The 13,077-nt window shown below is 48.2% G+C and carries 9 protein-coding genes; 6 read left to right on the forward strand and 3 right to left on the reverse strand.

Annotation, left to right across the window (positions count from 1 at the left end):
- The first annotated feature begins 106 nt into the window (after window positions 1-106).
- The 3 genes from H3H32_RS26110 (at window position 107) to H3H32_RS26120 (ending at window position 6,036) form a co-directional block, all read left to right on the forward strand.
- Window positions 107-3,436 (forward strand): SusC/RagA family TonB-linked outer membrane protein, encoded by a 3,330-nt coding sequence (locus tag H3H32_RS26110; protein ID WP_240543495.1) that lies wholly within the window; start codon window positions 107-109, stop codon window positions 3,434-3,436.
- A 108-nt stretch (window positions 3,437-3,544) separates the two neighbouring features.
- The gene (locus tag H3H32_RS26115) at window positions 3,545-5,140 is read left to right on the forward strand and encodes a SusD/RagB family nutrient-binding outer membrane lipoprotein (protein ID WP_182458690.1); all 1,596 of its coding nucleotides are present in this window, start codon (window positions 3,545-3,547) and stop codon (window positions 5,138-5,140) included.
- A 68-nt stretch (window positions 5,141-5,208) separates the two neighbouring features.
- Window positions 5,209-6,036 (forward strand): tyrosine-protein phosphatase, encoded by an 828-nt coding sequence (locus H3H32_RS26120; RefSeq protein WP_182458691.1) that lies wholly within the window; start codon window positions 5,209-5,211, stop codon window positions 6,034-6,036.
- A gap of 208 nt (window positions 6,037-6,244) precedes the next feature.
- Here the strand turns inward: H3H32_RS26120 and H3H32_RS26125 are convergent, their stop codons facing one another.
- Window positions 6,245-6,622 (reverse strand): hypothetical protein, encoded by a 378-nt coding sequence (locus tag H3H32_RS26125; RefSeq protein ID WP_182458692.1) that lies wholly within the window; start codon window positions 6,620-6,622, stop codon window positions 6,245-6,247.
- A gap of 219 nt (window positions 6,623-6,841) precedes the next feature.
- A complete protein-coding gene (locus H3H32_RS26130; RefSeq protein WP_182458693.1) occupies window positions 6,842-10,618 on the reverse strand; it encodes a ThuA domain-containing protein in 3,777 nt (1,258 codons plus the stop codon).
- 128 nt (window positions 10,619-10,746) lie between these two features.
- On the opposite strand from H3H32_RS26130, the gene H3H32_RS26135 reads away from it, so the two are divergent.
- Window positions 10,747-11,523: an NUDIX hydrolase gene (locus H3H32_RS26135; protein ID WP_182458694.1), complete on the forward strand. Its 777-nt coding sequence runs from the start codon at window positions 10,747-10,749 to the stop codon at window positions 11,521-11,523.
- A 106-nt stretch (window positions 11,524-11,629) separates the two neighbouring features.
- Here the strand turns inward: H3H32_RS26135 and H3H32_RS26140 are convergent, their stop codons facing one another.
- On the reverse strand, window positions 11,630-11,983 hold the full coding sequence (locus H3H32_RS26140; RefSeq protein ID WP_182458695.1) for a T9SS type A sorting domain-containing protein: 354 nt from the start codon (window positions 11,981-11,983) through the stop codon (window positions 11,630-11,632).
- Between the two features lie 273 nt (window positions 11,984-12,256).
- Here H3H32_RS26140 and H3H32_RS26145 point away from each other — a divergent pair, with 273 nt between their 5' ends.
- Window positions 12,257-12,532, forward strand: a complete 276-nt coding sequence (locus H3H32_RS26145) for a hypothetical protein (protein ID WP_182458696.1) — start codon at window positions 12,257-12,259, stop codon at window positions 12,530-12,532.
- A 263-nt stretch (window positions 12,533-12,795) separates the two neighbouring features.
- Entirely contained in the window at window positions 12,796-13,077 is a 282-nt protein-coding gene (locus H3H32_RS26150) for a hypothetical protein (protein ID WP_182458697.1), read from the forward strand.

Raw genomic sequence — 13,077 nt, forward strand, 5'->3', positions numbered from 1 at the left:
GCTTTTTACCGAGTCAATTCTTCCAGACAGCGAAGCTTATCTGCTGTATTACTGTGTCTTTTTTTGTGCTTACCATTTTCACTTTCTTACTAATTAATTCAATCTAATGAAACAACGATTTACGCGATCAACTTACCGATTGCTTTTCTATGGTCTATGGATCATGGGAACCCTCGCGAGTTATGGCGCTTATGCGCAAAGCAGGTCTGTTAAAGGGAAAGTAACGGATGCCAAAGGCAGTGGATTGCCAGGTGTTAACGTGATTGTTAAAGGAACCAGCGCAGGTGCATCGACAGATGCCAACGGTGATTACTCACTCAATGTTTCCTCTGCCAATGCGGTCCTGACTTATTCGTTTATTGGGTTCGATCCGCAGGAAAAAACGGTGGGCAATCAATCGATCATCGATGTATCGCTGGTCGAAAATACGGCGCAATTAAATGAAGTTATCGTAACGGCGCTGGGTATCAAAAAAGAAGCCCGAACCATTGGGTACACCGCACAGGAAATTGCTGGTGATCAGTTGGTGAAGGCTCGCGAACCAAACCCGATCAATTCATTGACGGGTAAAATTGCCGGTCTGACGGTGGCCTCAAGTGCCGAATTATTAGGTCGCCCGCAGTTGATTCTGCGCGGCAACAGTGATCTGCTTTTTGTCGTCGATGGTGTCCCTATTAACTCGGATACCTGGAACGTATCGGCCGATGATATTGAAACGTATACTGTTTTGAAAGGCCCCAACGCAGCGGCTCTGTATGGTTTCCGTGGGCAGAACGGGGCTATTCTGGTTACGACCAAAAAGGGTACTAAAGACAAGCGTAAGGTGTCGGTTGATTTCAACACCAGCACAATGTTCGAGCCTAGCTTTCTGGCTATTCCAGAGCGTCAGAGTGAGTATGGCTTCGGATCAAACTACCAGTATGCCTATGCCAATAACCTATACGACGTAGGTAACCCAAACCGCCGGGCTAACATCTGGGGGCCTCGTTTTGAAGGACAACCTGTGCCACAATACGATAGCCCGGTCGATGCAACAACGGGTGTTCGGCAAGGGACTCCCTGGGTTGCGCGTGGTGCCAACAACTTCCGCGATTTCATGCAGACGGGTATGTTATCGACCAACAACCTGGCCATTTCGTCGAGTGGAGAGAAGTACGATCTTCGGATGTCGATCTCGAATAACTACCAGAAAGGTATGGTGCCAAACACACGGTTGAACATCACCAATTTCAACCTGAGTGCGGGTATCAACTTCACGGATCGCCTTAAATTCGATGGTGGTTTGAACATGAGCCTGCAAAACTCGCCGAACATTCCTCAGTCAAGCTCAGGCCCCGAAAGCGAAACCTATATTTTCCAGGTTTACGGATCAAGCAGCTGGTCGGTGAAGGACATGCGCGATTATTGGAAAGGCCCTCAGGGTGTGCCAGGCGTTCAGCAATATTATGCGGAATACGGCCGGGGTAACAACCCTTATTTTGTGGCTTATGAGTGGCTTTACGAACACCGCAAAACAGACGTTTACGGCTACGCCCGCTTAAACTATAAGATCAACGATTTCCTGAATTTATCGGCCCGTACGCAGGTTACGACCTGGAATCAGCTTCGTACGGAGAAAGTACCTTACTCGGCCATTACGTACAAAACGCCTGACCTTCGTCTGGGCGATTACCGCGAAGATCGCCGGAATCTGTTCGAGAATAACACCGACCTGTTGCTGAGCTTCAACAAGAATGTCTCGAAAGATTTACACGTTAGCGCGGTACTTGGCGGTAACGCCCGGACGTTCAACTACAACTCAAGCTGGGCTACCACCGACTTCCTGATCGTGCCGGGTGTGTATGATTTCAGTAACTCAAAAAACCCGGTTCAGGCCTACAACTGGCGTTCGGATATGTCGGTATTGAGCGCTTACGCAACCACCGATTTAACGTATAAGAATTACCTGACGCTGGGTCTGACGGGGCGTTTCGATAAACTATCAACGCTGCCAGCCGCCAACCGGACAATCTTCTATCCATCGGCAGCTTTGAGTACGGTTATTACCGATTACGTACAATTGCCCCAGGCTATTTCCTTCCTCAAACTGCGTGGTTCGTATGCTGACGTGAAGGGTGGAAACACGATGTCGAGCATTGGCTCGGCTTACCAACAGGTAACGGGTAACTCAACTTCTGCGCTCCTTGGCTATGGCAACGAAGTGATGACCGCTTATGACGGTCCGAGCTACATTAACCAAAACACGTATACGATCAGCAAGCCGTATAACAACCTGCCTTCTGCGAGTTATACCAGCAGTCTGGCCAACCCGAACTTACAGAGTTTCAACGTAGAGTCGTATGAATTCGGTTTCGATGCCAAGTTCCTGCACAACCGATTGGGCCTGGATGTAACGCACTTTACTTCGATCAACGGTCCTCAGATTTTCCCGCTTCCTGTAGCGTCATCGTCGGGCTATAGCACCCAGGTTGCCAACGCCGTAACCACTCAGAAGCAAGGCTGGGAAGTATCGTTGACGGGATCGGTGCTCAAAAATCCAGCAGGTTTGAACTGGGACGTATTGGCGAACTGGTCTACCTACAAAGAGACGCTAAAGTCGATTTATGGCAATGAGCAAAGCATCTACCTGTCGGGACCAAACCATGTGTTCAACATTGGCGACCGGCTGGATGGTTACTACAGCTACAACTACCTGCGTAGCCCCGATGGCCAGATCATTCAGTCGTCAACAGGTACGCCGTTGACTCGCCCTTCAGGAACGAATACCCTTCAGTTCATGGGCAATACCAACCCCGATTATGTTTGGGCATTGAACAACAAATTCTCGTACAAGAACATCAACTTCAGCTTCCAGTTCGACGGTCGTGTGGGTGGTGTCATCCGCGATCAGGTATATGCTTACGCGCTGAATTCGGGTAACCAGGTTGAAACAGTTCAGGGTGATCTGGGTGCTGCTCGTCTGAAAGAATGGCAAAGCACAGCCCTGGGTACTAAATCGCCAACGGCGGCTTATGTAGGTCCTGGTGTGGTTATTGCCAACGGCGGCACGGCTAAGTTCGATGCCAACGGAAATATCAGCAACATGAGCGAATTGCAGTTTGCGCCGAATACGAAAGCCGTTACGGTGCAGACTTATGTTCAGGGTATTTACAACAGCGGTATCGAAGAGCCTTACATGGTGAGCAAAACCTATGGTAAACTGCGTGAGGTGATTCTGGGCTATACGTTCACAGGCGCTATGCTGCCCCGCTTTATCAAGTCGGCAAACATCTCGTTCGTAGGTCGTAACCTGTTGTACTTCGCTCAGCGCAAAGACTTCGACCTTGACCAGTATGCACAGGGCTACAGTGCGTCGAGCCAAACTACGCTGAAAAACCCAAGCTTACAATCGGCCACCACGCGCCGGTTCGGTGTAAACATCAATCTGACATTTTAATGATGTAGGATGTATGATGTAGAATATATGATGTGCAGCCCACAACTAATAGGTCAGCATACATCATATATCCTACATCATACATCATCACTCTTCTTCAAGAAAACGATGAAAACAAGACTTCAATCTCTAGTTATAGCACTGACCCTCATCGTGGCAGTCAGTGCCTGCAAATCCTTTGACCAGCTGTTGCCGAACCCCAACGTAGCGGGTGAAGACAAAGCGGTTCCCCCTTCGTTGATTTTGCCTCAGATACAGTTCGATATGTACAACATCGGCGATGGCGGACCATTCAGCCAGGTACACCGTTGGAACCAGTTCTCAATTTCCAATAACCTGTATTATGGTGGTCAGAACCAATATAACTGGACCAACACGACTACCTTATACGGCGTCCTGAAGAACGTCAACCAGATGGATGTCCAGGCCGTCAAATCGTTGGGAACAGCAGCGAATGCTTATTCAGCTTTAGCCAAATTTTTTCGGGCTTATGTATTTGTGTGGCAGGCTAACCGGGTAGGCGATACACCCGCTTCGCAGGCTGGACAGGGCCTGACCGACCTGGACCCTACTTATGATACCCAGAAGGCGGTTTATGCCCGAAGCCTGGCCATGTTGGATACGGCGAATACGGTGCTAAGCACGCTGGCAGGCTCTACGGCATTACCGGCGTCAATCACTGGCGATAACTATTACGGCAACGACCTCACCAAGTGGCGTAAAGCAATTAACACGTTCAAACTTCGGGTGTTGATTAGTCTCAGCAAGCGGGCTACCGATAATGCAGACCTGAACATTCCAGCTCAGTTTGCGGCTATCGTGAACAACCCAACGAAGTACCCGATCATGACCAGCAATGCCGACAACCTGAATTTTGTGTTCAACTCGGCCTACAACACTTATCCGCACACACCGAACGATGCCAATAACCAGTATCAGTTCGAAGGTGCGCCTTATCTGAGTATCACAACCGCCACGCAGGACCCACGTACGTTTGTGTTTGCAACGCCCGCACCCGCACAAATTACCTCGGGCAAGAACGTAAGCGATTTCACGGCTTATGTAGGCGCCGATATCTCGAAAGCCATTGGTGATTTGTATACCGAAGGAGCCAGCGCTGGCCCGACGGGCAAGTATTCGTATACAAACGATATACGCTACTACGGATCAGTGGCTGGGCCAGAGCCGTATATCATTATGGGTTACTCGGAAATGAACTTCAACATTGCCGAAGCCATTAACCGGGGTTGGGTATCGGGTGCATCGGCGGAGAGCTATTACCTGAAAGGCATCAACGCATCGCTATCGTTCTATGGTCTGACCGAAGGACAAACGTACACCATTGGCGATCAGGGTGGCAAAATACTGGGCACAACAACCATTTCGATCAGCAGCTTCCTGTCGAACGCGGGTGTAGCCTACAAGGGTGATAATGCCGATGGGCTAGAGCAGATTCTGAACCAGAAGTACGTAGCCTTCCACCAGAATTCAGGTTATGAAGCCTTCTACAACTGGCGTCGGACGGGCTTGCCTAAATCATTCGTAGCAACGGGTGGTGGCATTAGCTCAAACGGCAAAATCCCACGTCGGTGGCAGTATCCAGTCGATGAACAGACCTACAATACAGCCAATTATAAGGCCGCTGTGATGAGCCAGTTCAATGGTACCGACGATTTGAATATGGATACTTGGTTAACGAAGTAAGTTTTACAATGCAGCTCCCAACCTATAAGGTCTCGAAGACCTTATAGGTTTTTTACAATCACATTCTCATGAAAAAACTCACTCTTCTTCTCTCAATATTCGTTACGTCTGTCTCTTTCGGGCAGACTAACGATACGCTGGTGTATAACTCAAGACGGGCCGTTACCCTCGAAGGGGCCAGCAATTTTCGTGACCTCGGCGGCTATCCAACGCAGGATGGTCATCATGTAAAATGGGGACACATCTACCGTTCTGCCGATATCGGTAAACTAACCGATGCCGATCTACAGGTCTTAAGTGCACGTCACATTGCCACCGTCTGCGATTTACGCGGCCCCGACGAAATCAAAACTAGTCCTGACCGGCTACCCGCTGGAGCCAACTGGTATAACATGCCTGCTGGTAGCGAAAACACCCGTGCCACATCGGCCGCGTTGATGGGTGCCAAGCCTGCCAACCGCGATTCCATGATGATTTCCTTTTATGGCCGCACCGACCATCTGAAAGCCAAATACAAACCCATGTTCGACCAGTTACTGGCTCTCGATAATGACAAAGCGTTGTTGTTTCACTGCACCGCTGGTAAGGATCGGACGGGTATTGGCGCGGCACTAATTCTATCGGCGCTGGGCGTTGACCGGAGCATTATTCTGAAAGATTACGCAGCTACCAATGAGTATTGGAAAGGCGGTCAGGCTCAGGCAATTCAGTCGATGATTAAGCAGGGTATGGATGAGAAAACGGTAAAAAGCATGTTAGCGGCTAATCCCGTTTATCTCCAAAGTGCTTTCGACGCGATTGATCGGCAATATGGTTCGATGGACAAGTTTCTGGCTCAGGCGATGGAATTAACGCCGGCAAAACTGGCGCAATTACGAACGAAGTACGTCCAGTAACAGGGGGTTGCCTTAATGACAAAACAGCGCGGGACGTACAACGATTTGTACGCTCCGCGCTGTTTTATGTGGCTATCTGGTTGAGCGTAGTCTAAGACTACGCTCAGGTGTTATCCGGTCTTTGACCGGAATAAAAGCAAGATAAAAACCGGTCAAAGACCGGATAACACACCGACGTAGTAAACACTACGCCGAACGATGGCTGTTATTATTTAACCCGTACGCCAACTGATTCAAACATATTCATCAGCGATCCTTTCAGGTGATCGTCGTCCACTTTGGCCAACTCAACAGGAATCTCACCCGCCTGAGCAGTGTCGAAGTAAATGGTTAATTTGTCTTTTTCTTCGATCGTTTTTGTGATGGGCGTAGCCGGTCTAACACCAGCCGGATCTTTTAATTCGCCGGTCAGTTTGCCATCTTTCCGAACCAGCTCTGTTACAAACTTGGCATCGCCCTCTGGGGTACCTTTGATAGTAATTTCCCATTTACCCGCAAAAAAGTCGGTTGGAGGAGTTGTTTGAGAAAAGCCTTTGACACAAACGCCCAGGAAGAAAATGAATAGGAATAGACTTACTTTTTTCATTGGTATACTTGGTTTAAATTGTGAAATTTTGAATGTGACACTTAGTTAACATGAGGCATGTACTACACACCGACCAAATCATTTATTAACAATGCATTACAGGACCTTTCTTTTGTCATTCCGACAAAGGAGGAATCTTAAGGTTTCTTTATGCTCTACTAAGGATGCTTTAAGATCCCTCCTTTGTCGGGATGACTAAAAAGGCTACCATGACTCCATTTATTTAGCACCCTTGAACGACATGCCCTGAACCTTGAGGGTTAATGAGGTAACCTTTTTGTCCGTGCCCCGATCAAATTGGAATACCGTTCCATTATCGCCTTTAAATTCATCGGGTTCAGCGCCTGATGCGAGGTCGCCTTCATTCGTTCCCGCCTTGATGTGCAATTTGCCATCTTTAGGAGTGATCTCAATGTACTCAAAAGGCATACCCGTCATTTTGTATTTCCCGGCATAAGCGTCCAAATCCTGGGCAGATGACCCTGCTGATTTTGCAGGCTGAGCCGAGGCTGATTTTTCACTGGCACTCGCTGATTGGCTGGTTTGAAATTCCAGATCCATCAGCACAAACAACGCCTGACCCGCTGGAGCCTTATCATTTTTAAAAACCAGATACACATCGTGAACGCCCTTCACCTCCGTCAGTTTGGCAACGACCGGCGGTGGCAGATTCGTCATGCTGGCTCCATCAGTAGGCGACATAAAAGCTGTTTCGCCAATTAGTTTACCGGTCGGTTCATCTAACCGCACTTCAATACTGCCACCAGCCGCATTCAACTGAGATTTGGGTGCCGAAGCGGTAAATTTAATCTGGGCAATATTTGTCAGGTCGATACCACTGAATCCAATATTCCCACCTTTTACGGAGGCAATGATAATGGTACCGTATTTCATGACCCCATCCGTTTTATCGGCTTTTCCGGCAGGCATCTTGGCATTACGGAGTAACAGTGTTTTTTCGGCCGTAATGGGTGGAATGCCTGCACTACCTTTATCCTGATACGCAGCTCGAACCAGATAACGCCCCTCTCCTTTGTCGCCTGATGGCAAACTCATGGTATAGCTCCCTTTAACGGGCAGCGATGGTGCCGCTTGTTTCTTTTCGGCCAGGCTTAGAATATAGGAAACCATAACCCCAGCGTCGGCTGCCGATAACTGTGGGTGAGCACTCATCGCAACATCGCCCCATACGCCACTCCCTCCCGAAATAACCTTCTTGGTTAAGCGGTCGGCAGCACTGGCATCGCCCTTGTATTTAAGCGCCACTTGTTGGTACGCTGGCCCAATCGACTTTTTCTCCATGCTATGGCAAGCCTTGCAGTCATTGGCTTCAATCAGGCTGAGTCCCTTTCCTACCTGAGCAGTGGCATCGGCACTGCGGTGGCCCTGCGCAATTGTGACCAGATCGTATCCTTCGGCCAGATAATCGATGTTAACCGCAACCTGACTGGGTTTGATTTTTCCGTTGGCTAAACTACCATCTTCCTTATCCTCAACCTTTACATCATACACAAAGGATTGGCCGGGAAAGAAAAATGTCTGGTTGCTATTCTGGGTTTCGAACGTAAGCACGGGTTCTTCATTCCCCGCCATAATCTCGATAGTCCGACTCGTGCTGCCCCCTTTTGGATCGGAAACTGTCAGCGTGGCTTTATATATACCAGCTTTGTCGAAAGAGACCGTTGGATTGGCTTCCCGGAAGGTCCGGGCAGTGCCGCCTGCTGCGGGTTTTACGGTCCAGACGTAGGTCAATGCATCGTTGTCGAAGTCCTTGGTTCCAGCCGACGAAAGTCTGGCTTTGAAAGGAATGGCACCGCCTTTTTTGGAGGTAGCTACCTGAACAACAGGCTTGCGGTTACCGCCGTTGTATTCAATGCGAACCAGTCGAGCATCATCATTCTGAGTAAACCAGCCGCTACCATACTCCAGCATGTACAGGTCGCCTTCTGGCCCAAACTCCATGTCCATTGGGTTGGAGAATTTATAGCTCGGCATCACCCGCTCCATCGACTTATAATTACCGGAAGCATCCATAGTAACGGCCATCAACCAGCCCCGCATCCATTCGTAGGTCAGGAGTTTGCCATCGTAATAATCCGGGAAAGGGCGCTTCGCTCCGCTGAATTGATCTTTGTAATAAACCGGGCCCGCCATAGCCGAACGACCACCGGAACCTACCAACGGAAACTCTTTCGATTCGGCATATGGGTACCAAATAAAGGCTTTTTGCGCTGGGGGCAATTGGTTCAATCCGGTATTATTGACGGATTTATTGATCGGTTGGGCTGGGTCATACAAAGGACCCGACTCACCCGTGGCAAAATCGTATTGGTGGTAAGGTTTGTTGTCGCCAACAAAATAAGGCCAGCCGTAATTACCAGCTTTTCGGGCCTGCCCTACTTCATCCTGGCCAGCAGGGCCACGTTTATCATTGGGCTGCGAGGCATCAGGACCGATGTCACCCCAGTACAGGAAACCCGTTTTTGGATCTACCGAGATACGAAACGGATTCCGGTGGCCCATCGTATAGATTTCGGGACGAGCTTTAGTAGTGCCCTTTGGAAACAGGTTGCCTTCGGGAATGGTGTACGTTCCATCCGCTTCAGGATGAATACGAATGATTTTGCCGCGTAGATCATTCGTGTTAGCCGACGTCATCTGCGCATCAAAAGGTGAACGCCCCGGCCGTTCGTCCGACGGGCTATAGCCGTTGGATTGTTGTGGGTTGATATTATCACCCGTGGAGAGGTAAAGATTCCCCTTTGAATCGAAAGTGAGCGATCCCCCTGCGTGACCACTGATTTCGCGTTGCGTATCGACTTCCAGAATGACTTTTTTCGAGGACAGCACCAGTTCATCGCCTTTCAGCTCGTAGCGAGTCAGGATATTCTTAGCCTCTTTTCCTTCGGGCGAGTAATACAGGTACAACCAATGGTTTTGCGAAAAATGCGGGTCTTTGTTTATGCCTAGAAGCCCACCTTCATCTTCCCCAACTTTACCTTCCTTGTCCGTCACCTTGGTATTGACCGGAATGTGAGCAATAGTAGTTAATTTGCTGGTAGAGGGGCTATAAAGTTTCACCGCACCTTTCCGTTCCACAAGCAATACCCGGCTATCAGGCAGCACGACTAACTCCATCGGCTCGTCGAGTTTCTCGGCCAGCACAACTTTCGAAAACCGATTCTCGTCGGGCAGTAGTTTCGATTTTGCTTTGCTATAATCCAGTGGTTTAGGCGAATCACCCCCCATCACGTACTGTAATCCAGCGCCCAGATGCCGCAAAAAGAGTGGCTCCGAGAAGGTGGCGTCGGTGTGACCACCCGCCGTATAGAATGAACGGCCACCATCAAACTCCTGATACCAGGCCATCGGGTGGTTATCACCATTAGTACCACCCTTGTAGGTTTTTTCGTCAATGGTTAGTAGTACATGCAGTGCCGGACTGATGTTTTTAAAGGAATAGAATTCGTCTTCCCGCTCCCAGCGCTCTGGGAGGAAACTAGTGGCAGGATTGTTTTTATCGACCACGACAAAAGTGCCTTTCTGGACGTTGTCGGGCATGGGGTGATTGGAAAACCAGGCTCCCGCCAGTTGATTGTACCAGGGCCAGTCGTATTCAGTATCGGTAGCGGCATGAATGCCTAAATACCCACCTCCAGCCTGAATATAACGCTCAAACGCATTTTGCTGCTGTGCGTTTAGGACATCGCCAGTAGTACTCAGAAAGACCACAGCCCGGTATCGTTTCAGGTTTTCTTCGGTAAAGCGGGCTGCGTTTTCAGTAGTATCTACCGCAAAGCCTTTCTCTTTACCCAATTGGAACAACGCTTTCTGCCCTGCCCCAATAGAAGCATGACGAAAAGCGGCTGTTTTGCTGAACACCAGAATACGCGGTGGGTCAACAATACCCACATACGACCATAGACCTGTGGATACCAGCCCAATCAGTAGCGTTCCGAATAGCCATTTAAGCGGATTAGGGATACGTTGTAACATCGAAAAGTGCTCGATTATTTAGTGAAAAAATTGAAGGATTCTCAAAAGCGTAATTTTTACGAAATAAAGGTAAGGCGTTTTTCTTCTAATTCGTAAATTTTACGGAATGTTTTTTTTAGTTTTGATGTATGAACTCGCTCGAAGAAGTCACAGATTTTGTCCAGAACGGCCATCAGGAGTATTTGCCTCACGTCACTATCGACCCGGTCATTTTTGGCTACCATGATCAGCAGCTCAGGATTTTACTCCTGAAATGGAAAGGACTTAATGGTTGGGGGTTGCCCGGCGGTTTTATTCGGCGGAGAGAACCGCTGAGTCAGGCCGCTCATCGGGTGTTAAACGAGCGAACGGGTCTCGACGATTTATTCCTTCAACAGTTTCACGTTTTTGGCGATTCTCCTTATCGGCTTCAGGAACGGAGCGCCCGTGAGTTCAAAGAAAATTATGGTCTTGAGGTATCCGACGATAACTGGCTGTTCGAACGAACCCTATCGATTGGCTATTTTGCGTTAGTGGATTATTCGAAGGTTAGCGTTACGACCGACTTTTTCACCGAGGGTTACCAGTGGTGGGACGTTAAAGAGATTCCGCCCATTTTATTCGATCAAAATGAAACGGTCGACAAGGCATTGACAACGCTTCGGCTCCAGATTTATCACCAGCCAATTGGCTACAACCTGCTACCCGAAAAATTCACGTTGCCCGAAATTCACACGTTGTATGAAACGATTTTAGGAAAAACCCTAGATCAACGGAATTTCGCCAAAAAGCTGGTAAGCCTGGGGTTAATCAAAAAACTAGCCGAACAGCGATCAATTGGTCCTCACCGGTCTCCTTACCTATATCAGTTCGAAAAAGAGGCCTATGAGGACGCCTTGAAGCTGGGAATCGTGCATACTTATTAAATGATGAATGATGAATGATGAATGATGAATGATAGTAAAAACTAATTACCTGATATTCAAAGAAATAATATCATTCATCATTCATCATTCATCATTATCCATTAAATCACTGAACCACAAAGCTTTCGTTTGGATTAGCCTGCACCACGAATGTTTTGGTCAAAGTTTCGGTGTCGGTCATAACCGTTAGGTGGTAGGTACCCGTTTCAAGATTCGAGAAGTCAAATTGCTGACTCAGTCCTTTTTTCAGATTCACGGTTGATTTATAAACAACCTGTCCGTTGGCATCCCAAATAGCTAATTTCCCTTTGGTCTGAATCGGCTGAACGTATAGTTTGATTTTCTGCCCGGCGGTCATCACAACACGAGTCTGGGTAGAAGAAGGTTGTATAGTTGAATTGTTTGCAAATGATGCGGTACTAGCTACCAGGCCCAACATCAGAATCAGTACATTTTTCATGGCTTTTGTTAGTAAATGTTTGTTTGTCTCGTTTGAGTAGGACAAAGTTGCCACTGAACAATCGGGCCAGAAACTAAAAGGCGATGAGCCTTCAAATCAGGAAGATGAGTATGGATTTTTCCGGGATGAGCGAAAAGTCACTCCTGTGCCTTAAGGCTAAAAACACAGATAGTACATGTGTCGTACTACGTCTTAATCGGTTTAATAATCTTCCCTTAACACGCAACAAAAACCGGGGCTTTACCTTTGTGGTGGTCAATATGAATCATCGTTATGCGCTTTATCGCTGTTTTCAATCAATTTCAAACGTCTTATGGATTAGGGTTTGATAGCTTACTCGATGCTGTCGATTTCCTGTTCTGGGGCTACGAAGATCACGAATTAATGCCGGAAGGTGTTTATGATATCCTGGCCGATCAGGCTACGCCTTATGAGCATGCGGGCCAATTGCTGGGTTCGACCAGTGCGGCTTCCATCCGCACGATCGCTACCGATTACCTGGCGAACATTCGGCAATTGAGCTACTTCCTGCGCTCTAGTGCTGGTTAGGCAAACTAGATTCTACGAGGACTCTGTGGGATTCTATAGCGCTGATAACTAGCGACAATAGAAGCCAAAGAATCCCTGAGAATCTAAACAGACAGCCGATTAATCAATAAAAAACGCACTCATTCATTTTTCGCAATTCTGAGGGCTAACAAAATCAACCCTTCGGAGTTGTAAAACGGGCATGCCAGCTCGGTCTGTAGGTTCATTATACCTCCAGATTATCGATCAGGCATCCTTATGCACTACCAACTCAACAATTCACTATGGCTCATCATCGATTAAAAGCAACGTCTAATAATATTAACAATCTCTGGTTTGGGGCCGACACGCCTATCCGCCAGTATAAAATCAAGTCGAATCCCGAGTTATGGGAAGCTTGCCAGCGTATTAGCCGGGTATTCAAGGCTCCCTCTGGTGCATCTGCTGCCGAGTACTACACCAAGTCAGATCGAGCTGCCTTTGCCAGAGCCGTTCAACAAAAATTATATCAGCCCACAGCGAGTCGGCAAGCTCATTATTATTGCCGCCAATTAGAAGCCGCCTGA

This window comes from Spirosoma foliorum, assembly GCF_014117325.1.
Lineage (GTDB): Bacteria > Bacteroidota > Bacteroidia > Cytophagales > Spirosomataceae > Spirosoma > Spirosoma foliorum.

What these genes read in the sequence shown, in the direction of transcription:
- H3H32_RS26125 (WP_182458692.1), bottom strand. Translation starts at nt 6,622, where the DNA reads ATGAAAAAAGTAAGTCTATTCCTATTCATTTTCTTCCTGGGCGTTTGT.
- H3H32_RS26140 (WP_182458695.1), bottom strand. Translation starts at nt 11,983, where the DNA reads ATGAAAAATGTACTGATTCTGATGTTGGGCCTGGTAGCTAGTACCGCA.
- H3H32_RS26110 (WP_240543495.1), top strand. Translation starts at nt 107, where the DNA reads ATGAAACAACGATTTACGCGATCAACTTACCGATTGCTTTTCTATGGT.
- H3H32_RS26120 (WP_182458691.1), top strand. Translation starts at nt 5,209, where the DNA reads ATGAAAAAACTCACTCTTCTTCTCTCAATATTCGTTACGTCTGTCTCT.
- H3H32_RS26130 (WP_182458693.1), bottom strand. Translation starts at nt 10,618, where the DNA reads ATGTTACAACGTATCCCTAATCCGCTTAAATGGCTATTCGGAACGCTA.
- H3H32_RS26115 (WP_182458690.1), top strand. Translation starts at nt 3,545, where the DNA reads ATGAAAACAAGACTTCAATCTCTAGTTATAGCACTGACCCTCATCGTG.
- H3H32_RS26150 (WP_182458697.1), top strand. Translation starts at nt 12,796, where the DNA reads ATGGCTCATCATCGATTAAAAGCAACGTCTAATAATATTAACAATCTC.
- H3H32_RS26135 (WP_182458694.1), top strand. Translation starts at nt 10,747, where the DNA reads ATGAACTCGCTCGAAGAAGTCACAGATTTTGTCCAGAACGGCCATCAG.
- H3H32_RS26145 (WP_182458696.1), top strand. Translation starts at nt 12,257, where the DNA reads ATGCGCTTTATCGCTGTTTTCAATCAATTTCAAACGTCTTATGGATTA.